Annotated in this window: 27 protein-coding genes and 2 pseudogenes; 13 read left to right on the top strand and 16 right to left on the bottom strand. The window is 41.6% G+C overall.

Annotation, left to right across the window (positions count from 1 at the left end):
• Positions 1 to 191 precede the first annotated feature (191 nt).
• From V6259_RS12750 to V6259_RS12735, 4 genes are all read left to right on the top strand, one after another.
• Positions 192 to 629, top strand: coding sequence for a hypothetical protein (locus V6259_RS12750; protein WP_341584831.1), 438 nt, complete (start codon positions 192 to 194; stop codon positions 627 to 629).
• Positions 626 to 2,287, top strand: a complete 1,662-nt coding sequence (locus V6259_RS12745; RefSeq protein WP_341584830.1) for a hypothetical protein — start codon at positions 626 to 628, stop codon at positions 2,285 to 2,287. Before V6259_RS12750 ends, V6259_RS12745 begins: the two co-directional genes overlap by 4 nt.
• A 172-nt stretch (positions 2,288 to 2,459) precedes the next feature.
• Positions 2,460 to 3,551 (top strand): SPFH domain-containing protein, encoded by a 1,092-nt coding sequence (locus V6259_RS12740; protein WP_341584829.1) that lies wholly within the window; start codon positions 2,460 to 2,462, stop codon positions 3,549 to 3,551.
• Positions 3,552 to 3,555: 4 nt separating this feature from the next.
• Positions 3,556 to 4,644, top strand: a complete 1,089-nt coding sequence (locus tag V6259_RS12735; protein ID WP_341584828.1) for a hypothetical protein — start codon at positions 3,556 to 3,558, stop codon at positions 4,642 to 4,644.
• Between the two features lie 217 nt (positions 4,645 to 4,861).
• Here V6259_RS12735 and V6259_RS12730 read toward each other — a convergent pair whose 3' ends face one another.
• The 9 genes from V6259_RS12730 to V6259_RS12690 all read right to left on the bottom strand — a co-directional run bounded on the left by V6259_RS12730 (position 4,862) and on the right by V6259_RS12690 (position 8,968).
• Positions 4,862 to 5,221, bottom strand: a complete 360-nt coding sequence (locus V6259_RS12730) for a hypothetical protein (RefSeq protein ID WP_341584827.1) — start codon at positions 5,219 to 5,221, stop codon at positions 4,862 to 4,864.
• A gap of 154 nt (positions 5,222 to 5,375) precedes the next feature.
• The gene (locus V6259_RS12725) at positions 5,376 to 5,891 is read right to left on the bottom strand and encodes a hypothetical protein (protein ID WP_341584826.1); all 516 of its coding nucleotides are present in this window, start codon (positions 5,889 to 5,891) and stop codon (positions 5,376 to 5,378) included.
• Complete coding sequence (locus tag V6259_RS12720) at positions 5,876 to 6,133, bottom strand: hypothetical protein (RefSeq protein WP_341584825.1); 258 nt, start codon at positions 6,131 to 6,133, stop codon at positions 5,876 to 5,878. Before V6259_RS12720 ends, V6259_RS12725 begins: the two co-directional genes overlap by 16 nt.
• 27 nt (positions 6,134 to 6,160) lie before the next feature.
• Positions 6,161 to 6,349: a hypothetical protein gene (locus tag V6259_RS12715; RefSeq protein WP_341584824.1), complete on the bottom strand. Its 189-nt coding sequence runs from the start codon at positions 6,347 to 6,349 to the stop codon at positions 6,161 to 6,163.
• A gap of 220 nt (positions 6,350 to 6,569) precedes the next feature.
• The gene (locus tag V6259_RS12710) at positions 6,570 to 7,430 is read right to left on the bottom strand and encodes a helix-hairpin-helix domain-containing protein (RefSeq protein WP_341584823.1); all 861 of its coding nucleotides are present in this window, start codon (positions 7,428 to 7,430) and stop codon (positions 6,570 to 6,572) included.
• A 2-nt stretch (positions 7,431 to 7,432) separates the two neighbouring features.
• Positions 7,433 to 7,642: a hypothetical protein gene (locus V6259_RS12705; RefSeq protein WP_341584822.1), complete on the bottom strand. Its 210-nt coding sequence runs from the start codon at positions 7,640 to 7,642 to the stop codon at positions 7,433 to 7,435.
• A gap of 34 nt (positions 7,643 to 7,676) precedes the next feature.
• Entirely contained in the window at positions 7,677 to 8,006 is a 330-nt protein-coding gene (locus V6259_RS12700) for a helix-turn-helix domain-containing protein (protein ID WP_341584821.1), read from the bottom strand.
• Positions 7,990 to 8,274, bottom strand: coding sequence for a hypothetical protein (locus tag V6259_RS12695; protein WP_341584820.1), 285 nt, complete (start codon positions 8,272 to 8,274; stop codon positions 7,990 to 7,992). Before V6259_RS12695 ends, V6259_RS12700 begins: the two co-directional genes overlap by 17 nt.
• Before the next feature lie 28 nt (positions 8,275 to 8,302).
• Positions 8,303 to 8,968 (bottom strand): hypothetical protein, encoded by a 666-nt coding sequence (locus tag V6259_RS12690; protein WP_341584819.1) that lies wholly within the window; start codon positions 8,966 to 8,968, stop codon positions 8,303 to 8,305.
• Positions 8,969 to 9,238: 270 nt separating this feature from the next.
• Between V6259_RS12690 and V6259_RS12685 the strand changes: the two genes are divergently transcribed.
• The 3 genes from V6259_RS12685 (at position 9,239) to V6259_RS12675 (ending at position 10,687) form a co-directional block, all read left to right on the top strand.
• Positions 9,239 to 9,709: an antitoxin Xre/MbcA/ParS toxin-binding domain-containing protein gene (locus V6259_RS12685; RefSeq protein WP_341584818.1), complete on the top strand. Its 471-nt coding sequence runs from the start codon at positions 9,239 to 9,241 to the stop codon at positions 9,707 to 9,709.
• A complete protein-coding gene (locus V6259_RS12680) occupies positions 9,706 to 10,155 on the top strand; it encodes an RES family NAD+ phosphorylase (RefSeq protein ID WP_341584817.1) in 450 nt (149 codons plus the stop codon). The genes V6259_RS12685 and V6259_RS12680 overlap by 4 nt, the downstream gene beginning before the upstream one ends.
• Before the next feature lie 79 nt (positions 10,156 to 10,234).
• Entirely contained in the window at positions 10,235 to 10,687 is a 453-nt protein-coding gene (locus V6259_RS12675; RefSeq protein ID WP_341584816.1) for a competence protein CoiA family protein, read from the top strand.
• 694 nt (positions 10,688 to 11,381) lie between these two features.
• On the opposite strand, the gene V6259_RS12670 is transcribed toward V6259_RS12675, so the two are convergent.
• Positions 11,382 to 12,080 carry a hypothetical protein gene (locus V6259_RS12670; RefSeq protein ID WP_341584815.1) on the bottom strand — a complete coding sequence of 233 codons (699 nt, stop codon included), beginning with the start codon at positions 12,078 to 12,080 and terminating at the stop codon, positions 11,382 to 11,384.
• 255 nt (positions 12,081 to 12,335) lie between these two features.
• Positions 12,336 to 12,860 (bottom strand): annotated as a pseudogene (locus tag V6259_RS12665) (DUF7281 domain-containing protein); the annotation flags it as partial.
• Between the two features lie 227 nt (positions 12,861 to 13,087).
• On the opposite strand from V6259_RS12665, the gene V6259_RS12660 reads away from it, so the two are divergent.
• Both V6259_RS12660 and V6259_RS12655 read left to right on the top strand, forming a co-directional pair.
• Positions 13,088 to 13,930: a WYL domain-containing protein gene (locus tag V6259_RS12660; RefSeq protein ID WP_341584813.1), complete on the top strand. Its 843-nt coding sequence runs from the start codon at positions 13,088 to 13,090 to the stop codon at positions 13,928 to 13,930.
• Positions 13,931 to 14,003: 73 nt separating this feature from the next.
• Entirely contained in the window at positions 14,004 to 15,215 is a 1,212-nt protein-coding gene (locus tag V6259_RS12655) for a tyrosine-type recombinase/integrase (RefSeq protein WP_341584812.1), read from the top strand.
• A 37-nt stretch (positions 15,216 to 15,252) separates the two neighbouring features.
• On the opposite strand, the gene V6259_RS12650 is transcribed toward V6259_RS12655, so the two are convergent.
• Genes V6259_RS12650 through V6259_RS12640 form a run of 3 tightly spaced genes read right to left on the bottom strand, consistent with a single transcriptional unit; the run spans position 15,253 to position 17,151 of the window.
• Positions 15,253 to 16,683: a BspA family leucine-rich repeat surface protein gene (locus V6259_RS12650; RefSeq protein ID WP_341584811.1), complete on the bottom strand. Its 1,431-nt coding sequence runs from the start codon at positions 16,681 to 16,683 to the stop codon at positions 15,253 to 15,255.
• 22 nt (positions 16,684 to 16,705) lie between these two features.
• Positions 16,706 to 17,005 (bottom strand): hypothetical protein, encoded by a 300-nt coding sequence (locus V6259_RS12645; RefSeq protein ID WP_341584810.1) that lies wholly within the window; start codon positions 17,003 to 17,005, stop codon positions 16,706 to 16,708.
• The gene (locus tag V6259_RS12640) at positions 17,002 to 17,151 is read right to left on the bottom strand and encodes a hypothetical protein (RefSeq protein ID WP_341584809.1); all 150 of its coding nucleotides are present in this window, start codon (positions 17,149 to 17,151) and stop codon (positions 17,002 to 17,004) included. Before V6259_RS12640 ends, V6259_RS12645 begins: the two co-directional genes overlap by 4 nt.
• 462 nt (positions 17,152 to 17,613) lie before the next feature.
• Here V6259_RS12640 and V6259_RS12635 point away from each other — a divergent pair.
• Positions 17,614 to 17,949: pseudogene (locus tag V6259_RS12635) on the top strand (BspA family leucine-rich repeat surface protein); the annotation flags it as partial.
• Positions 17,950 to 18,382: 433 nt separating this feature from the next.
• Here V6259_RS12635 and V6259_RS12630 read toward each other — a convergent pair.
• Complete coding sequence (locus V6259_RS12630; RefSeq protein ID WP_341584808.1) at positions 18,383 to 19,651, bottom strand: Y-family DNA polymerase; 1,269 nt, start codon at positions 19,649 to 19,651, stop codon at positions 18,383 to 18,385.
• Positions 19,652 to 19,661: 10 nt separating this feature from the next.
• The gene (locus V6259_RS12625; RefSeq protein WP_341584807.1) at positions 19,662 to 20,081 is read right to left on the bottom strand and encodes a LexA family protein; all 420 of its coding nucleotides are present in this window, start codon (positions 20,079 to 20,081) and stop codon (positions 19,662 to 19,664) included.
• 738 nt (positions 20,082 to 20,819) lie between these two features.
• Here V6259_RS12625 and V6259_RS12620 point away from each other — a divergent pair.
• From V6259_RS12620 to V6259_RS12610, 3 genes are all read left to right on the top strand, one after another.
• Complete coding sequence (locus V6259_RS12620; RefSeq protein WP_341584806.1) at positions 20,820 to 21,338, top strand: hypothetical protein; 519 nt, start codon at positions 20,820 to 20,822, stop codon at positions 21,336 to 21,338.
• A 70-nt stretch (positions 21,339 to 21,408) separates the two neighbouring features.
• Entirely contained in the window at positions 21,409 to 22,056 is a 648-nt protein-coding gene (locus V6259_RS12615; RefSeq protein ID WP_341584805.1) for a crossover junction endodeoxyribonuclease RuvC, read from the top strand.
• An 82-nt stretch (positions 22,057 to 22,138) separates the two neighbouring features.
• Positions 22,139 to 22,426, top strand: coding sequence for a hypothetical protein (locus tag V6259_RS12610; protein ID WP_341584804.1), 288 nt, complete (start codon positions 22,139 to 22,141; stop codon positions 22,424 to 22,426).
• The last annotated feature ends 37 nt before the right edge of the window (positions 22,427 to 22,463 follow it).

The following is a 22,463-nucleotide window of genomic DNA, read 5'->3' as shown; positions in this document are numbered from 1 at the left end:
TGTGGTCTGGCAGTGTCTGGAGCAGGCCTTCTACACTATACCTAACCCAAAGGTTAAAGCCGACAGGCTTGATATACGTTTACTATCTTATCAAAATTAAATATAGTAAAACGCTATATTTAAGTGAAACGCTATATTATAATGTATTCCTGTAACCCATACACAAACCCACTACCAAGAGAGGACGATTAATGACAAACGCTATTTCACAAGCTCACTCATTAGATCAAGTTGTAGAGATCATTAATTCAGATAACCCCGCTGAATACGCTGGCGGTACAGACTTACGTTCCTCTGAAGTAATGGCAGGCCAATATGGTTGGGAAGCGGCTCTAGAGTCTGGCTACACAAGCGATAAAACCATTGAAGCGCAACTCGACATACTGCGAGACGCCGGTGCTGAATTTGATTTTCGAGAGGCGCTAGATTGCGCTATCGCTCTGAAAAATGCCTCTCGGCCAGCCGCTAGAACTTTACGCGAATATATAGACGAAGAGTTCTATGGGTCTAATCGTGATTTCGCCGCTGCACAAGGTGTGCAACCGCCGCAAGTAACGCAATGGCTAAACAAAGATTTCATTGTCGTTAACGAATCGCTGTACAGCCCTCGTAGGGAGCTAAAAAAATGATATCAACACATTCACCTAAGTTATTTAATGCGCGTATTGATTCAAACGCTTTAGCAGCTGAAATTCTGCATCCAGTACCGAACGGCATTATTTGCTCTCAAACCGTCAATATAAAGAACAGATTTTGGTCTGCTCCCAAGAATGCAGCAGACATCAAAAAATGGCGTGAAATAATAGCTGAGCTTCCGGCCAATCACGTTATGACCACCAGCTTACCGGCTATCAGAGATCCACATTTAAAACAGGTTCTTTTACCGAACGATAATTGGCGCGAGGATGAATACGTCAGTGTTAGCCCCGTGGCGAGTATGGGGGTCATTAATGAGACATATTTGCGGCTGGGCACTCAAAGTATGCCTTTTAAAAAATGGGTTATTCAGCCAACCCCTGCGGCACTAGCAAATCATGGGGACGTCATGCTGAAACAAGGCGGTATTGTCCGTCTAATGCGTCGAGGGCTCGTGCAAATTAAAGAACCTAATATCTGGAAAGGGAGCTTCGTACAATTAACGGCTCGATGTGACAACATGAATATTTCCTCTGGCATGATGTCTGTCGGTTTTCCGGCTATTAGTGCGATCGGCGGCTTCATACATTCGATTGAGCGAAAAGTTGGCATTGAAATGGAGTTCGCGTGTGGGTTTAAGTCGTTAAGCTGGTCAGAAGGGGTACCAAGATGCACTCTCCACAAAACCTCTTCACAATCGTCGATAGGGCGCATGAAAGGCAGGGCAATCGAGCCTAAGCCTGGATATACCACAGAGGAAATTACTGCGACGGGCCAGATCGTTATTCTTATTCGTTCCAGTGCCGACCAAAACGATTTAAAGACACTTGTTAAGGTTTTGAATTCCTCGAACCGCCTCGCTGGTGGCCGTCTGTTTGATATTGATGTGTCGATCGTTGAGAACGGGGTAGCGCCGGAGGCTAATTACATCTTTGATGCATCTACCGACATAGTGTGTGACACACAAACTGACGCACTCCAAGCAAGCCTTAATATGTATAAGTTGGGTGGAGAATGGAGGGAAGGCTTAGGGTGGTATCAAAAGGGAAATGGCTACACGCTCAATCACTCGGGCTATGCCTATCTCGAAGAACCTTGCGAAAAAACCAATGTAAGAAATAACTACCATCACGCATGGGCTGAGGCTGCGTTTTCTTTAATTAATCAAAGCGCAATGAGTTCAAAGGCATGGTGGAAGCGTGAAAGTAGTAAGGCTGGTGTATTTTGGCGGAATGCCCATAACACTAACCCAGTTGCTCGTAAAAAAGCTCGCAAAAACAATATAACAGGGATACCAAAGTCAATCATCGACTCAATCAAGGATAAGCATAGTGTATTTAAACGTAATGCCGATAAGCCTAACCCAGTGGAACGTAAAGAAGCTCGCAAACACAATATAACAGGGATACCAAAGCTAAGTATTGGCTTAACCAAAAATCAGAAGGGAGTCGATATCACGCGTTACACCGTCAACTTTAAGAAAAGCGATGGTAAACCGTCTAACAAGTCCTTTTATTTTGGTGCCAACACCTCTCAGCGCGATTCTTTTTTAAACGCAATTGCCTTTATGAAAGACAATGGGCTCTACGATGGAAGTACAACTGATGCGCTATCAGTTTATCAAGAATACAAACATGAAACGTTGGCTTAAAAAGAATGTCATTCAATTGTATTTAATTTACTAACAAACTAACATCTAGCTGGTTTAATTAGTATTGTATCTAATACTGAAAATGATTTTAACTGGCAAACGACACGCCCAAGTGGTGCTAGTTTGTTAATTCGAATTCTGAACTTGCCTTCAAGCCGAAACGGACTGGATTATGGGTTTTTTTGATATGTTTAAAGGCGAATTTATTGATGTCGTCGAATGGGTAGATGAAAGCAATGACACGTTAGTTTGGCGCTTCGATCGTTACCAAAATGAAATTAAAAATGGCGCTCAGTTAGTTGTTAGACAAAGTCAAATAGCTGTCTTCGTCAATGAAGGCAAAATAGCCGACGTGTTTACATCGGGTATGCACGAACTTAAAACAGAAAACTTGCCAATCCTTAGTACATTGCGCGGTTGGAAGTACGGCTTTAATTCACCATTTAAAGCAGAAGTGTATTTTATTAATTTACGCACTTTTACCGACATTAAATGGGGAACTAAAAACCCAATTCAAATGCGTGACACTGAATTAGGCGTTGTTCGTATCCGTGCATTTGGTAATTTTAGTATTAAAGTACAAGATCCTGAGTTGTTGCTTGAAGAAATTGTCGGGACTGATGGCCATTTCACTTTAGACGAAATCGATTCACAGCTAAAAAGCCTTACAATATCGCGTTTTTCTGATGCACTTGGCGAAAGCAAAATCCCCGTCTTCGATTTAGCGGCGAACTACAATGAGCTTTCTAGCTTAATGAAGCGCCTAATGAACGAAGACTTTCTTAAATATGGAATAACCCTTCAAAACTTCTTGGTTGAGAATATATCGCTACCCGCTGAGGTTGAGGCCGCTATTGATAAGCGATCGTCAATGGGGCTTTTTGGGGATTTGAACAAGTACACACAGTTTCAAGCCGCAAATGCGATGGAGGCAGCGGCAAGCAATACAGCTGGTTCTGCCGGAGCCGTTATGGGGATGGGGATGGGGGTTGCTATGGCAAATCAAGTCGCTGCATCGCAGACCCAACAGCAGCAACCTGCACCACCAGCCATTCCTGGCGCGGTAACCTTCTTCGTCGCCGTTAATGGACAACAGACTGGTCCATTCACAGTCATGGAGTTGCAAACGAAAGTTACCAGCGAACACCTCACTAACGATACCTTAGTTTGGGCTGATGGCATGCCAGCTTGGATGAAGGCTCACGAAGTCCCACAGCTGACACCTCTGTTTAAATCTGCTCCACCTCCAATTCCGAAGGGTTGATTTTTTGATTATTAATACTAAATGCCGTTCTTGTGGAGCCAACGTGTCCTACGAGGCCAATACAGAGCATATGTCATGCGAGTATTGTCATCACACTATTGACATTGAAAATGCCGATTCAAATGATCGCGCAAATGATGAATTAAATCTCGATGAGTATATAAACAAACTACAAGATAGTACTGAGCAAGTAGAGCTGCATGTTATTCGTTGCAATGGCTGTGGAGCAACAACTGAATTAGGGGCTAACAAGCTGTCTGGAGTCTGTTCGTTTTGTGATGCTCCATTAGTGGTGGAACAGGCTAGATCGCACTCAATGATTAAACCAGCGGGTCTCTTGCCCTTTGGTATTTCTGAAGAAACAGCAACTACGAATTTTAAAAGTTGGGTATCTAAGCTCTGGTTCGCACCAAGCGAGCTGAAGATTAAAGCGACTAAACTTGAAAGTTTCAACGGTGTTTATTTACCATTTTGGACTTACGACTGTGGAATAACTAGTCATTATACTGGTAGGCAGGGAACGTATTATTACGTGACTGTGAACTCTAAGGATAGTGACGGCAATAACACGACGAGCCAACAAAGACGCACTCGCTGGAGGTCAGTTACGGGGAGTGTATCAAAAGATTTCGATGATATTTTAATTCCAGCAACCAACTCTGTTTCTCAAAAGAAACTAAATGCTCTTCAACCGTGGCATTTAGAAGAGCTGGTGGATTATAAAGATATGTACATTAGCGGTTACCAATGCGAATGCTACGATAAGGATTTGAAGACGGGTTTTCAGGAAGCAAAGGTCATTATTGGTGATGCGGTGGATTTGAAAATAAAGCGTGATATTGGTGGTGACGAGCAACAGGTATCGTCCGTGCAAACCCACTACCTAAACCCTAAATTTAAACACATCCTCTTACCTGTTTGGGTTTCTGCTTATCGGTATAAAAATAAGGTGTATCAAGTGCTAGTAAACGCTCGCACCGGAGAAGTTCAAGCTGAGCGTCCGTGGAGCTGGTTTAAGATAGCTTCATTGATTGGCATGGTTGCGGTAGGCATCGGTGCGGGTATGTTTTGGTATAGCATGCATAACGGCTAGAATTAAGAGCTAAATTCATCATATGATAGGTTTATTGTGTGGAAAGGAAAATATCTTTTACTTTGTAATGCTATTTCACTATTATATTGTACAGAGAGGCCGCTCACACCAAGCAATTAGAGCTGAAATGTCAAGCCCCTCTTGATTTATGAAGCACCCTTTTACAGGGTGCTTTTTTTTGGTGTTCGATATCCCTAATTATTGTCTTTTTGTCGAATTATTCACACTTATGCTGCATGTTTATTTGACCATAGTCGAAATGCTTTGCAAGCTCGCCGTCATACGGATTGTTAACCATCTTCTTGTTCACGATCCAAGCATTCTGACCTTCTATAACAGCTTTCATTTCTGGCGGCCAAAATTGCTCATCAATTTCATCAACATACGCATGAGAAATCTCAGAGGTTTCAACCAGTTTTACTTTAAACATAGGCATAGCCAAAACATCGCATTCACTTGTATCTTCTGGATTAGCAATAATGCCAATAATTTCGATTTGTTTGCCGTCCCAGGCACACATATTGCCATCGCCTAATATATTCTTAAATAGGGGTGTACTTGCTGCAGTAATTGACATACTTAAACCTAGTTGCTTTTGTTTTGTTGACGCTCATTATAAGGTGCAAGAAAGCTGTCGAGAGAACTTTGACATCTCCGATTATAAAGCTAGGCAACAGTTAAAGGCCGAATGGCCTTGAGTACCCCGCAAGTATTATTCCAATGATGTTATTTCAGCTTATGTCGCTATCGGGCGTGGTTCTCTCTAAAGTAATTGAATCGTTTTCAATTAAAGCATTTACAGGATCATCTAATTTCCAGCTCACGCCAGTTTTTTTTAAAGGTAATTCAAGTAATACTCTTGAGGGATCGTTTCTAGCGTTGCCTCCAATATTATGAGTAGTGCAGCTGCTTCTTTGTAATGATGAAATTCGCGTTAAAACAAGTTTATCCCCCTGTTTATTTATAGAAACAGTATCCCCTTTCTTCCATCCGTTATTATGTAGTTTGGTACCTTGCAACCAGAAATGGAGTCCAGATTTAGAAGTTCGCACCTTTGTTCGTATGGTCTTAGAATTGATTATTTTCTGATTAGGCAGGAAGCCATTCTCGGCTTCTACCTTCTGTAATGAGGTTAGCGCCTTAACTACAACAGGATTCAAATTATACGACATACATGTCTGTAATATTCGTAGAGCCTCCCTTATACATTCAAAATCAACTGACTGCATTGCTATTTTTTTAGGCATTTACACTCCAATGATTCAGCTTTTGCTTTTACCCCATCGTCGTTTTTAACCAATGGATCAAAACAGCTTTTGATCGTCAACGGAAAAGCAACAAGACTAACGCTCATAAAAACAATTATTGAACACCAGCCTAAAAGGGTTAAATCATCCGCCTTTGGTATTACGTGAAAAAAACCCATATTCAAAAGGCCTCCTAGAAAGAAAGCTGCCATAGTAGCTGAGTCACGAATTTGCTTATACATAGATACCTCTTGTGGTTTATTCCAATGTCACTTTCGCACTGAATATTCATGGCCGCATGCGACGAGCGCATCTCCACCTTTATCAACTTCCCAAGAGCAAATGATGTGTATTTCCTCACCATCGTCGTCAACACCCTCATCACAATCTGAGGTGCGTTCTCCGCATGATGGACAATCCCAATATGCTTCATAAGAAGCGTGAATTTGTGCGCTCATAATATCCCAACCTTAACTTTTTGAGATTTTCACATTGCCAAAAATGAATCAATAAACCCAGTAATTTCCAAAGCTTTCCCCATAAACATGACAAACGATAGCGCCAACAACACCACCATAATCACACTTATAAACTTAGGTTTTCCAGCTACGAAAAAAGTCTCCATGTTTCATTAATTTTAGCCATTAACAACACCGCCTTATTCCAATGATGTAATTGCTATTTGATTAGGCCTAATTCCTCAAGGTGATTAGTTATTTTCCTTAAAGAAGCTAATCGCGTATCGAAAATAACATTACCTAGATTGTCTTCCACCCAAACCTTTGAATACGTTTCTAATAGACCTTCGGCAATTTCTAATGCTTTTGATTGGTGTATAGGGCCCTCTTTTTTTGAAATAACATTCAGGGAACTCTCATTTACAAAAAATACATTCCAAATCTCGCGAACATCAATGCCAACCAGTGAAAATTCATCCAAAAGCTTCTTGTAATTAGGCCCTTGTCTAACTTCTTTTGTTAGAGACCAGTATAGATTTGACGGAGTAGCTTTCTCCTTAGAATGATTTATATTTTCAATTAACTCTAAAGCTTTTTTTTCGCCAATTCCTGGGAGCTCTACCAACTCACTTAGTCTATCGGGTAATGTATAGATTTCAGGTAGCGACCGAACCAAACCGGACTCAACCAGCTTCACCACCATAGACTTCCCCATTCCATTAATTTCCATTTTATGAGCTTGAGAAAAGAAATGGATTTCTTTAGCAAAACCATTATTTAAAAATTTCACTTCCTCCGATAGGCTCCCGCTTTCTACCAAAGTAAATTTAGTTATTAGGCTTATTAGAGAAGGGCAATTGACTACGCCTGAATTAATAGGCTCAAGTATTGCTGTAAAACCATAGTCCTTACAGTAATGGCAAAGTTCTGTTAGCCTGAATAGTTTTCCGTCTCGGCGCTTCCAAATTTGTCCCGCTATAATATTGTTTTCTGTAAGGCCTTCAAGGGTAACGACCTCTTGGACTCTTTTTTTTAGAGATTCGTACGAGTTGTCACCATCTATACGGAAAGGCTTTTTCATAATTATTCCAATACACCCGCTGACTTCAACGTATCAGCACCAAAAGCTTCAATAAAGCGTTCTTTGTCGCCTTCATCTGTATTCGCATCCAACATAAGAACCATTGTTTGCATCGTATCCAAAACACTTTGTAGTGGCGCACCCGATTGAGCAATGTACGATAGAGCGGTGATTGCACCATTGCTGTAGTCTGCGAAATTTGCTTTTGTCATGAGCTCTAATCCCTTGTCGATGATTTATTATCGTCTATTCTAGCACGTCTATGACGTGCTGCAAGTTGTTTTCTATCCAGTCTTTATTAATCGCTCCCCAGTTAACAATTTGGTATGTCAGGTTTTTGGTACCACCTGATCTTTCAGCCTGTATACCGACTTCCCCAAGTGCTGCCAGTGTATCTTGTAGGGTGCGTCTTGGCATTTTGGTAGCATCTAGAAGTTCTTTTGGGGTGTTGATGCCAGAATCGATTAAGTAGGCAACATAGATGCGACGGTAAAAGCTTGCCTTGCTTCTGCTCGTATTGATTGTGATATCTCCGTTTACAACTAAATGACCGGTGCCTTTAATTTTTTGCTTCATCTTTACTCTCGGTTAGCGATTCACCACGAACGCGAGTCACTTTGTATTTTAATTCGACTGCTTTTTGATGGCACTGCTTCAATGCCTTCGCCCATTCATCTGGAGTAGGCTCTTTTATCGATGGATCAGTTGATAGATTTAACATTGTCATTTGATTGCTACCATCGAGTAAATTGACTGTATGTAGATTTCTTCCTCCGCCTAAGTCGCCACCTAATAAACTAACGATTTTAAGTGTGTAATTTAGATCGATACATGCTTTTCTCATGATTACTTAAACCTTCTAATTTATTGAATTACTCTAATGATCTTGGCATTTTCACGCGTGAAAATATTTTCGACAATATAGACTCCAGTTCTCTTTCATGCGGTCTGACGTGACCTTCAAGAGTCCTTTTGTCCTTTATGCCTGTTAGCCCTTTCAGGTCTGTCCATTTCGCTCCACTTTCATACATAAGCTTAATAAAAGAGGCACGGTAGCTTGCTGGTGTAGCATCGTATAAACCGCTGTTCTTTATCATTTTGCGTAGCTGGTCGTGCATAGCTTTAGCAGAGCGATGTCCTTTAGCGGTTGTATTTATACGATAACGCTCACCATTGTCATTGAGAAGAAAAGGTTTGTCTGGCAGCAATGCTTGATGGCTATGCCCACCCGTTCCCCATTCTTTTTTAAGTCGAACATCTATGTATTTTTGAAAGAAGGGGACAAGGTGATCTTCCGTGTATAGCTCTCTTGATTTCCCGTTGTAGGACTCATGGCTGGGAAGAACCCAAGTCCGGTATAATTGACCATTAGGAGCTATCACTGATTCAGTGGAAACTAAAGACTGCTCTAAGGGGGTTAGGCCCCAGCAAACACCACTTAAAATTAAAGCCGCATTCCTGGCGCCATGCTCACCACCGGCATTTTGAGTTAACAGCTCATTGATATCACGTTCATCAAATATTCGTTCAAGAGGCATTGAAAAACCTTGTCTAAAAATTAATATCGCCAATCATACTGCTAAACAGACTGAGAATATAATGCATATAGTGCAATATATTCTGTATAAAAAAGGAAAGCATACTGTTTATGCAGCCCAACCCCAGCAAAAGCAACACTTCATTGGAAACCTGTTTGCTGCCTCGGTATCTGTAAAAGAGTCAAACTGAACAGGCCGATTACTAGGTTGTTTGATTTTGGCAATATGCCATGTATAGTATGGCATATTGCCAAAACATAAGGGGGCTTTATGCAGACCATTACATTTAACGTTAAATCCGTATTAGATTCTAAGAGACAAAAACCACTTACCGAGCGCGTTTTTGATCGTGTTTCACGAATGACAAACCTGAAAATATCCGGTGAAAAAGACTTCAACTCAATTGCTTTACAAGGCGTTTCGCCTCAAGCTTTTGAAAGCTTTATTAGTTTCGAACCGAAAGCAAATACAAGTTGGATTATACCTCGTCGCACACTGACTCATCGTGTAACTAAAAAACAGCGATTTACAATGGAGGAAACCACTAAATTGCTTAGGGCAGCACAAACCATTGCTTTGGCAGAAGAGATATTTGGCAACGTGGAAAAAGCACATAAATGGCTTTCTAAGCCTTTCCCTGATTTCGATTCCAAAACACCGAATGAGTATATGAAAACTGAGTTTGGCGCAGCTATGGTTCGTGATGCTTTATACCGTCTAAATGAAGGGTACTTTGCATGATATTGTGGCGAGTAAGTAATTTTGCTGATTTGAAAGGCATCGGAGGCATTAGACAAGCAGGGCGGTGGCATAATGCAGGCCGCCCAATTGTATATTTATCAGAGCATCCAGCTCTTGCTCTTTTAGAAATACGAGTCCATTTGAATGCTGACCTAGAAGATTTACCGGACAGTTTTCAGCTTCTAAAAGTCGATTTCGATGAGTCTTTTATACCTGTAGAGTCTTTAGATTCGGGCTTAAGTCGTGAGGATCTACATCAACAAAGCATTACACAGAGAATAGGGGATTCATGGCTGAACAATGGGCAAAGCCCATTGCTAAAAGTACCATCTATTGTAGTTCCGCACTCGTATAACTACTTACTCAACCCGCTTCACCCTGATTCAGGGCACCTTTCAATTGTTGACCAGTCTAAATATCCTTTTGATCAGCGATTGTTCAAATAGACCAATCTCGGACGGTTTTCTTAATGCACGCTCATGTATTCTTATGGGTTTAAGTTATTGATATATATAGGAACCATTTATGTCCATTAGCGCTTTAAAAGAGGATGGCACCCGTGTGATTGGCATGCTGATGAATGATTCCGAGTGGCAGGAAATAGAAAAACTTTCTAAATCTCGTCGGCTTCTCATGCCTCAATCAACTAAAGTTGCAATAGCAAAAACAAGACGTGGTAAATTGATTACTAGATATTTCTCGCATTTACCAGGTGAAGGGGATTGCGCTAGAAATAATCAAGGTAGTATAGAGTCAATACATCATCTTCACTGGAAACTTGAGATCTACAAAGCCCTTAAAGAAGAGGGTTACGACGTTATGATAGAGTGCGGCAATAAAGCATGGGTGGCTGATGTATTGGTACGATTTGGAGACCTGCGGAATCCGATAGCAATCGAAATACAGCATTCCAAACAAAGCGCACAAGAAACAATAAATCGAATCGCGTCATTTTCCCTTGGGTTAAGAAAGGCATAAAAGGTCATGGCCGATACCCTATACCAAAAATGGACGAATATGATAGTTTGTTTGAAGATTTGGGTAGACATTACGGCCTAAAGTTAGGTCTTGTTACCGACTCTTTTGTTCCCAATTATAGCCATTGCTTTAATCAAGCCGGTGCCAGATTAAGGATTCCGTTTCCATCAAGAAAAAACGAATTGTACTATCGTATTTTTGTTTGCCCTAATTGCCGTGAACGAAAGAGTTATTCGCCTCTTTTTTTACCGAATCAAATTATAAACCTCGACTTGGAGCGGGCATATAGTCCTCTTGAGTTTTATTCCGATGCCACGGCACACGCAAAAACCGATCCATACTGGACTATCGAAAAAGTCAAAGGTTCAAGGGGGACATCTTATAGTTCCGTACATTGGAAGCGGCATTTCACCAATGCCGTTAGAGAGTTTATATTACAGACAGAGTAAATAAATGTGCTAGCAGTTAGCGTGGACTTTAGAAGGGTTCTATTTTAAATCATTGATTTATAACGCTATTTCCGATAATTACTATATTAGTTATCGTAGCCATACTTTTAATCTTCGGTAAAGATTGTCGTAACTGCTTTATCTATCCGAACCAATTTTGTGTCCAACAAACTCTACGACCTCCTGATCGATCACGCTTCGCCGCACCCCGTTGGTATTAGCCAGCAACCTGCTGGTGGCTATTGCTACCCTTTTAGATAGCTTTCTTTTAGCGCTGATATTTTCTTTCGGTTTTCTTCAAGCTGCTTATGGCTAGTATAAGGAGAATAAGCTTTATACTGAGCTGCTGGCGCATCTATTATTGAACTCAAAGGCGGTACATAAATATGAGATGAAGAAAAATGCCTTGATATGTAATCACTTAATGAAGCGCTCCCTTTAAGGTGTTTAGTATCCGCATAGAATGGCTGCAAGAACCATTGATTGCAGTCATGACACTGAATTGAAATTAAACCACCACGTTTGCGCGGAACGTCTGGGAAACTTAAATCAAAGCCAATCAGGCGATGATTCATTTCAGTTGCATTTTCACATTGACAGCGATCAAGACCCTTCAAAAGACCGGCATTCGAGCTAAAAAAATGTTTAGGGGTGTTTGTCTCACGAACTAACGCTTTGAAATTTTCACTATTTACAATCGAACTTACTATGCCTTTTCCATCAAACACAAAGGTAGTTTTTTCAGTAGCCCTGTTACCTCGCCTCTTGATAACAAAACCTATTTCAAGCTCATTTTTTTCATTGCAATATACGACGCCTCGAGACAGCATAAGGATTTGATGCTTGAGGGAAAAGTGAAAGTCATGCTCTTCGAAAGATCTAACTTCTATTGCTCCTTTTCTAATGTCATCGTGTAGCAACTCTTTAATTTGCTTTGCATTCATTATTAACCGCCCCGTACCCTTTTTATGCCGATAGTCGTTTGAACTTCATGAATAATAGGAGTTATCAAGCTGTGTGTAAAATAATATTACTGTGTCGCACCTGGGTGCGATCACGCTCAAACAACCCTCCTCATAACGCTAAGCCTACACAGGTAAAAGGGTTCAATAAGGCATCAAATTCCATGCACATAGGTCCAGCGCATGAGGTTCTGTGAAGATGGTGCCCGATTCTTGTGTGATGTGGCATAAGCCACGTTAAGCATACGGCTCAGAACAAGCGATTGAAAAAATGTTTAACTCTACGTTATTAGCAATAAGGCATTCTTGTGTGATAGACAGCTTATTGCTGACGATAGTTGAATATGAAGCTTTTAGTGAGCTTGGAAGTGCGCTCCACAAATTCGGGTACCGGTTTGCCTGTTTCGACACCTCGCTGAGTTTATTGAGATATGGCTGCTCTTTAAGTAGTTGGATGAGTGAGACTTCGTTTGGTAATACTACCTTTGTTATTACGTGTCTTAAATCGCTGAGTATCTTCAATCCTGGAATGTCGTAATCAACAAAACCATAACACTCCAATCCAGCTTTATTGGCTGACTCCATGAGCCGTATTACCATGGCAGCGGCATTGGTGTGGCCACGGTACACCACCAGCGCCCCCGCTCCTATTTCATCCACCAGCATTTTACTGGGACGCCATGAATAAAGAACTTCCCCATTTTCAACAAAGACGATCGCATGAGTATCTAGGATGATGTCACTGGCTTCACACTCTACATAAACGCCTTGGGGTAGATATCATAATCGATGGAGTTATAGATTGGTAATACCATTACTCCTTTGGAGCTTAATCTTTTTATTCTCAAAGCGAGCTGTGCGGGTGCATAGTTACACTGCATAACCATACCCTTTAGCATGTAAAATAAGATTACTTAGTCTCTAGAAATGGTATATTTAGTTACTGAGGTGCTACACATGCCGCAATAGACAACAAGGCCTATAGACCTATGATGAAAAAAACGATCGAAGACTTCTTAATTTCTGTGCCGTGGGCGCAAGTCCAACGTATTAAATTCATTGAACGTTATTTGCTGTGGCACCGGTATATTAGTTCAGCCAATCTTGTTGATGTATTCGGTATCACTCGCCAACGAGCTCATAGTGACATCATGAAATATAAGGCTTTAGCGCCGAATAATGTGAATGCTTACGATGCATCAGATCGCTCGTATAAGGCGTCAATCAACTTTATGCCGCACTTCATTCAAACAGATCTCGAAAGCATTATTTCGACGGCCAAAAGCCATCAGTCAGAGGGGTCAGTTTTTGTACCAAGACTTGAACGACAACTGTTGGATGGCTTAATACCCGTGTTGCTGTCGGCCATAGATCAGGGGGCGTCGATCGAAGCAAACTATGCGTCTGGCACCTTCCCTCTCGGGACCGTTCGGACTCTGCATCCTGTTTGTATCGTGTTTACCATGAAGCGACCGCATTTGAGGGCTTATTGCCGACGTAATAAAGAATACCGCGATTATTTGTTGTCGCGCTTCATGTCCTTGCCTAAACACGTCGAGCCGGAGTTAATACCAGACGATGTGGACTATATTGAAAATGTCACTATTAAGCTGATCGTCAATCCGCAACTATCCGACGGCCACTTCAAGTTAATTTCGCGTGAATACGGCATCTTCTCATCAAAAGAAATCACACTTAAACGATTCGCAATCAGTTATTTTCTTCGTGACAACAATATCCCTGTTACCGCCGAGGAAAAGGCAGAAGCGGCATTAAATCCGTGGTCGTATCCAATTATTCAGCTCGAATCAGAAACTTTCAATGAATCCTAAGCACACCCAGAACAAGGTGCCGGCACCGGTGCCAATAATCATTAATCCGCGGTGGCTGGTGGAATCCCACACCATGAACTCGGATTACACGCAATGGCTCCCAAAGAATTCAAAGGTGCCAACGAATGTTATGCATGACGATTTAGTTGCGTGTATACGTCATATTATTCAGTTTGCTGGATCGCTTGATACTATGAGCTTTTATCGAACAGAGCTTAATCGATTTCTGGCGTGGTGCTGGCTAATTAAAGGTCAGTCTATTTGCGATATGCGCCGCGAATCGATCATCGAGTACATTGAGTTTACGATCTTTCCACCAGCTTCTTGGACATCTCCTCATGCGGATTATGCATTTCTGAAAAACGAAGACGGTACGCTGACGCAAAATCCAAAGTGGCGTCCGTTCTTGCAGTCCGACTCCTCTGCGACAGCGCAAAGCACAATCACGAACACCTTTGCGCGGCTCTCTGCCTTTTACAGGACGTTGGTCTCCGAGTCGCTTATAGATCACAATCCTGTTCAAGCCATTCGACAAAAGAACACATACAAGAAAAAAGGTGATGGTACCAAAGCGCCAAAAGTACTTACTGATGATCAGATTGTGTATTGCCTGAAGGTGTGTGAGCGGCTAAGCGATGAAGCTGACGTAATAGACAGCAATAAGGCTTTTATTCATGCTGAGCGCGCCTTGTTCGCCTTCTCGATCGGTTTGGGTATGTATTTGCGGGTCTCAGAGCTTGTGTGGTCTGAAAATTATAGGCCAACCCACAGCGATTTTCATAAAGATTCCGATGGGCATTGGTGGTTTCGTACGATCGGCAAAGGAAAGCAAGAGCGTGTGATCGTGGTGTCTGATGATGTATTAGCCGCGCTGATTCGTTATCGCCGTATTTTAGACCTGCCTGATCTCCCTACTGCAAGCGACACAACGCCTCTTATTATGTCGCTTGGCAATGGAACCTGGGACAATGAAAAAGATTGGTTTTCAAAGATAGTGCCTATTACAGACACCGCAATTATGTGGAAATTATTTAAGAAAATATTTTCACTTGCGCGTGAGGCTATGATAAAAGAAGGCCGGATAGAAGATGCGTATGAATTGCTGTGCGCCAGTTGTCACTGGCTCCGTCACACAGGGATTTCAAATGATGTGCAAACAAGGGCTGTCGAGTTTGTTCGTGACGATGCGGGTCACAAAACGAGTCAAACGACATGGTCATATGTGCATGCTACGCACAGAGAAAGAGCGCTAAGCAAAAAAAAACCGACGTACTTAATAAAATAAAAGGGGGCGTAGTCGCCCCCTTATTTTACAGGGTGGTCTAGTTGAGGATAGCTCGCTTGTAGGTATAATTGGTCGCACGAGCGGCTTCGGCGGCTTTGAACGCTTCTTGAGCGAGTTCTTCAGCTTGTTCTTCAGGTGTTTTAGGGCAAGTTCCCCAAACTGGATGCAAGGATTCGCTCCATCCAACTGAGTTATATGCAAACATATATGGCCCTCGGCTTGGGATCTTGGATACGCACCAGGCAGTTAAATCTTGATCGAAATTAGCTCCCTTGAACATCTCTGTCATATCAGTTACATTTCTTACGTTCCAATTCGATATATCATCTCGAAAACCTGTCACATTCTCAAACGCTCCCCATAGATTCTCCGCTTTAGACATATCCCACCCGCCTATATTGCCTTGAAAGTTTTGCGAGCTAATAAATAGGTCACGAGCGTATATCACGTTGGATGTATCCCAGCTGCTTAGGTCGGCTTGAAAGTCTTTTGAAAATTTAGCAATACCGTTAATATTTGTGACTTTAGATGTATCCCACCCACTTAAATTGCCTCGAAAGTTTTCTGTGCCATAGAACCCATTCTCAAGTCTTGTCACGTTAGATGTATCCCACCCACTTAAATTGCCTTGAAAGTTTTTTGATCCTGAAAATACCGCGTAAAGTTCTGCTACGTTTGATAAATCCCACCCACTTAGATTGCCTTGAAAGTTTTCTGATGAAATAAATGCTGAGCTAAAGGATGTCACATTTGATGTGTCCCACCCGCTTAAGTCGTGTTTAAAGTTAACTGAGCTATTAAATAGATAACTAATCTTTGTCACATTAGAGGTATCCCACCCGCCTATATCGCCTTGAAAGTTTATCGCACTAGAAAACACCCCAGTTAAAGTTGTTATGCTAGATGTATTCCACTTACTAATATCACCTTTAAAATCTGTTGTATCCATAAATGTAAAACAAAGACATATCGCATTAGAGATATCCCACTCGCTTAAATTACCCTGAAAGTTTTTAGACACAGCAAACATCGTATCAAGAGATTCTACGTGAGACATATCCCACCCTTTTAGATTGCCTGTAAAATTAACTGTCTGATTAAATAAAAGGCGAATGTTTGTCACATTAGATGTATCCCAGTCGCTTAAATTTTTATCGAAGTTAACGAGTCTTTGAAATGCAGATTCTAATGACGTTACGTTAGAAACGCATGCCCGAGGATTCTCCTCCGTGCCATCTGCCACTACCTCCGCTGCCACTGCCGTTTTGGCGCTATAAAACACCTTGTAAACGACTCCGTCGATCGTACCAATCGCTCCGTCGTCTAGGCCTTTGCAAAAAACAGTGCCATCCACTTTGCTCATACCGCCTGATTCGTCCGGTGGTGCAACAGATATAGCTGAAAAAGCTGGGGTGCTGAAGGCGCTCGATATCAGTAGTAACGTGAGAATTCTTAAGAAAATTAGCATATTGGATCTCTTTTTTAACTAGTTAAATTATAAGACTGGTGCCCTGCTGTACGCCGACATTTTGTTTGATGATTTTTCCAGTCGGATTGTTTGAGCCGTTGGTCAGCCACTCGTACATGGGGTCTTTTTTTATGAAAATATCAAACTTTATTGTCACGGAATCTTTTTGCTGTATCTTTCCTCCCAATATTGGGCCTATTATTTGTTTTCGGTTGACTCCCAGTACTTCTTTTAATAGCTCAGCCTGAACCAATGGCGATGGTATACCTGTCCATTTGTCGTTATAAGATCGAAACCACTCCAAGTTCTTATTGATTTTCAATTTGCCGCTAATACTCTTTGATTCGATTTTTCTGAGTTTTTGAAAGCTCTTCGTAAATAGAATGCGACATCGAGATCATGCTTTATTTCTGCTGCAATGCGAGGGTCATTGCTGCTGGTTTGATTCTTATCTTTAATGATTGTCATCTGTACACCTCATTTCTTCTAGTCATTACGTAGTTGGTTAATCTTCGAAGGACGATGTCGCTCTTTTTATAATTAAATCCAACATTGCTCAGTCATTGTTAGATGATATTATATGCCTCAACTACGATAACCAACATATCTCATTTGATTTAATTGGACTCAATAACTATTGCGTAAACCAAAATAGACTGCTTGAAAAATCATCAGCTTTTGACAACAGGACTACGGCATAGGGCGAACCTCTTGAGCCGATATGGTGAACTTGTGTGGGAGTAGTAGATGGTGCAAGCGGCTCAGGCACGATCTGGCGTCAAACAGACTTCATTTACAGATTGTGCATAGACACATTAATCACTAGAGCAGACCTACTTTGACGCAATCAACTTCAATGGCAATCTTGATGGCTGGGATACAGCAGGACTGGAGTCGATGTTCTTGACATTTTAAGAGACCGAAAACTTCCAAAGTGACGTTTCTAAATGGGATACGTCTAGCGTCACGACAATGGGTTACGCATTTTCAGGCTCAGACTTTAACATTAACATCAGTAATTGGATGGTGGACAGTGTATCAAACATGGAAGGTATGATTGCAGATTCAAGCTTCAAACAAAATCTTAGTAGCTGGTGTGTTTCTAAGATTGCCACGAAGCCAGACGATTTTGACAGCGGAGCTACGGCATGGGACGAAAGTCTTGAGCCGAAGTGGGGGACCTGCCCAGAGCCAGAAGAGGAAGATGGTGATATCAGTGACTCTGAGTCACTTCAAACGATCCATAACAGCGACTCCAAGTCATGACAAACAAACTTTATCTACACAGCGCGCATCCAGAAATAAATAGCACTATCTGAAGCGAAAGCATTACTAATTACGACGTTAGAGGCGACACTGGTCACTGGTCACTGATCGATAGAGACTACATAGCGTTATGTGCAAGCGACGGACAGAGAGCGGGGCTCAAAGCGTGAAAGCTAAGAAGCCCCGCTAATGTGAACAATATCACCACTCAAGAAAGCTACTATTCGATAGATCAAAGTCATTTCAACGATATCTCTTTCAGTGTCATGTAGTGAGCGAACTTAGCCTCTTGATAATCGCGATACGACTTATGGCCCTTAAGGAATTTGGTAACCTCATGACTTCTGGCATATGCGTGTTGACTAGGGTTTGGTTGGTGTGTGGGTTATCTTGGATGAGGCGATCAATGTAGCTTGTAGAATTAAACCGTGTACTAATGCACTTTGGGTACTTCACTCCAACTCCCCGTATAATTGGGGCTCAACTTTGCCGACGGAATTGCTGGTGGTTTTAGGAATGTGCTAGCGAACGACACTCCGCACGCTTGCTTAGCATTGATTTTATCTAAAATGTTCATCAATTCTACCTTGTTGCGCGGTTCTTTTTCGTCAAATAAACCTAGTTGCTTATGTTTGAGTTCCACCAGCTCCGAAACCATTACGCCGCACTTTGAGTAACGTAAACCATTTTGCCATATCGCGATAAGCAGCTGATGAATCACCGCATGAAACTTTGATGTGTCGTTGGAATGTGTAGTAAATTCTGCGGTCCGGCTTAGATAACGAAACGGGGCCGACTTATCGAAGGGGCTATTTTGAATAAAAATAGTGAGTCGCTTAGCTTGAGCTTTCCTGTTGCGCAGTTTACTGGCCAGCTTTTCAGCATGCTGTGACAAATGGCCTCTTATTATGTCCTGATCCATGACTCTCTCAGTGAAGGTTTTACTCGATACCATTTGCTTTTGTGCTGGCGCCTCAAACTCAAGGCCGAAGCATACCTCTCCATTAAGTTCTGCAATCACTCTTTGCAAGGTCACACCAAACACTTTTCGCATTCGAGCTTGATCAGACGATTTAAGGTCCCATGCCGTGCTTATCCCCATGGCCAACAATTTCTCTTCAAATTTGCGTCCTATCCCCCACACATTGCCCACTGGCATTAATTTCAAAAGCTTCTCAAGTCTTTCGCGGCTTTCGATCGCCACAACGCCCTTTGTTGCTGGATATTTTTTTGCGCCATACGCCGCCGCTTTCGCTAATGTTTTAGTAGCCCCGACGCCGACGCTAATTGCTATTCCAGTTTGCTGTTGAACGGTGTTTTTAATAAAACGAGCGTAGGCTTCATGACCACCGTGTTTATCGATCGTTATTTCTAATCCATCCGAGACACCAAATGACTCATCAATAGAATAGCGATCACACGGACCAAGAAGGCTCTCTATGGCGCATGCTACTTGAACACTGGATCTTGCATACAAAGGGAAATTGGAGGCGTGAGCGACCCCACCGCGAGCCTCAAACTCATCTTTGATCTGAAAGTAAGGTACGCCCATTTTAACGCCATTTTTTTTGGCCAGTTTGGATCGAGCGACTACATTGCCATCGGCTGATGAAAGAACGACAAGCTCTTTGTGTCTTAAATGAGGGGCGTATAATACCTCTACCGACGCAAAGAAGTTGTCGCCGTCTAAGAGATAGTACATAAAGGCTTTCTCACCACATCGATCTCACGACAGCCACAACTACACCGGATATTATGAGTTCATCATTTTCTGTAATTGGGATGAATTTATAGGCTTTGTTGTGGGGCATTAAGCCTAATACCGGCCTCATCAATAATTGTTTTACCGTGAAATCACCGTTCAACTCCGCAACAACAATATCTTTATCTTTCGCGCTAACCGATCTATCGACACACAAATAATCGCCATTTAGTATCCCAGCGTCTTCCATGCTACTGCCCTCTACTTGAACGTAAAAGCTGCTATTAGGGTTTCGTACGCAAAGGTCATCCATGCTCAATAATCCATGATCAATTTCACTAGCGTAGTTGGGAAAGCCTGCGGACACCCTGACATTAGAGGACGGCAAAGCGAGATTGTTGGGTTTATTCTGGGTGACATTAAGCGGCATAAACACTCCTAAAAAGCTGGATATTTATACAGTGTATAGTAAGATTTTTGTATTGTTAAGGGGAATAATTTTGGCGCTATGTCAGTGCGCCAAAATGATCCAAAAGACTATAACCTCATCCATTTCGGCCGTTCCTTGAATGACAACAATTCTTTAACGTAAAATTGATGCCCTAAATTTTTTTATAAATACAGGAATAAATAATATGTTTATCTGGCTGGTTCTCACGTGGGTATCTTTTAGTTTTGTTGCCAAATACCTAAAACATAATTTTAATATGATCTCTCAATCAAAAGACGCAACGCAAAGCATTTACTGGTTAATAGATCAGATCTCACAGCAAACTCCTATCGGCATTCTTCTGTACTGCTTACCGGTAATGTTGATTGGAGCTTACTTCACCTATAAAAAACCCGCTTGTTAAGGTTTCAGTAAAAGTATCTAAGGCAATCTCTTCATGTGTAATATTGATCATTTAAATAAGTTAATGATATAAATTGAATTACTCGCATTAATTCTATTGAGACCATGAGCAGCGTTATGAATGTTAATACACGTCGCGTAGCACAAATAATGTGCGCAATCACAAAAGAGATTCTCTGGAATCCACGGCAAAAATGGGCTCGTGAAAGAATGCCAAACTGCGAGCTAAAGATTAAAGTCGGAAACGGAAAGGCCACAAATGTAAAATCCTGTCGACCTACGGATTCTAACATTCAGCTCACCTATGGTGAAAAAATGATAATTTCGCACCTAGATTCATCGAAAATTCACTTATGGACAACTGGTAATGAAATCCTTCAGCGTGGTTACTTTGGTGGGGAGCTTAATCTCTTAACAGCACTTGCACAGGTAATAGTCCATGAATTTTCTCATGTAATACAAGTGATTTTAAATACTGAGGATGCCGCTAAGTCCCACGGCAAGTTGTTCTACAAAATATTAGATAAAGCCCATGTTTCTGGCATGGCAGATCGAATAAAGGATGAGCTTAATTCTCGCTGCTTAGATATGGGAGTGGATTTGAGTGAGGTTAAAAGTACAGGTACCGGAAAGAACTCTAAGGATTTCTCCATTGGGCAAACTGTGTGGTTGGCTGGTCGATATAGTTACCTCAACCCATTTAAAGTGACGTATAGAAAGAGGAATTTGAAACTAGTTTCTCTTAAAGACAAGGACAAAACGCTACTGGCTCATCCATCTTATGTTTACAGCACTGCCGAAGCTCGTAAAAACCCTGACATAGACGTTGGCTAACAAATTTGTAAAAGCGCTCAAGTATGAGTGGATAAATATCGTTTTGATTTTCTAATGGGGTTCGTATTTTTTGAAAAAATATCTTTTAGCTATTGATCCTGGGTCGAGAAAATTTGGATTTGCTGTTTTTAGTTTTGAAAATGGAGATCAGCATGAACTTATTGAGTTTGGCACTGTGGTTATAAGCAAACCAACTAAACAGTGTGCAACGACATCTATTTATGAACGCCTTAGGCTAATAGGTGAGTTTGTGGAAACTATTTGCTGTAAGTATTCTATCGATGAGTTCGCTATAGAAGAGGCATTCCTTGGTAAAAATACGGATTCCACAATCAAAATGTCCATGGCTCGTGGGGCATTTATTTGCACTATAAGCAAAGCAACCTTAAATGTTTATGAATACCCCGCAACCAAAGTTAAACAGATTGGCGCGCTTAATGCGAAGGCAACAAAAGACGATGTTATCTCAACGATAAAGATGATTTATAGCTTGCGAGACATAACAGAAGACGCTGCAGATGCGGTTGCAATCGGCAGGACTCATCTAATATTACGACACGGCGCGCTTAGTCGTGCACATCAATTATTTACGACTGGTGTAACCTCCGGTGCATTTCGTCGAACCTCTACATCGAGAGGCTCTTCAAGAAGATCTACCGCTACATCTAGGGATGCAATGGAAAAAGCGTTATTAGCTAAGGGATTAATCAAGGCCTAATGATTAATAGACTTAATTGTTTTAATTGAATTACAATACTTAAATCAATTGAATCTATTCTCTATAAATTGAGGCCGCACAGATGCTATCTAGGAAACACAGCTCGTCTACACGCACCGAAAGTGCCGATACCCCCGCCGTACTGACTACCAAGAAATACTCAATTACGAAGACTAAGCAAAATGGTTTGTTTGCTCTCCTATTAATGGCTTGGATGTACGCGGGAAGATTTGTTTATAACCACTATGTGGATCTAAGTGACAACATCATCGTTGTGCTTTTTCTCATCACATACTTCTACGTTGCTACTTTGCTTTTAATTAAAACATTGTTCAAAGGTCAACCGCGCAAGCCGATACCGACAGAGTAAATATCTTATCTTAGTAGTCGATTAACTCCCAACAACT

The organism is Marinomonas sp. TI.3.20 (assembly GCF_038155025.1).
Classification (GTDB): Bacteria; Pseudomonadota; Gammaproteobacteria; order Pseudomonadales; family Marinomonadaceae; genus Marinomonas; species Marinomonas flavescens.
Note: the sequence above shows the minus strand (reverse complement) of the source record. Positions and strands in the feature narration are given on the sequence as shown.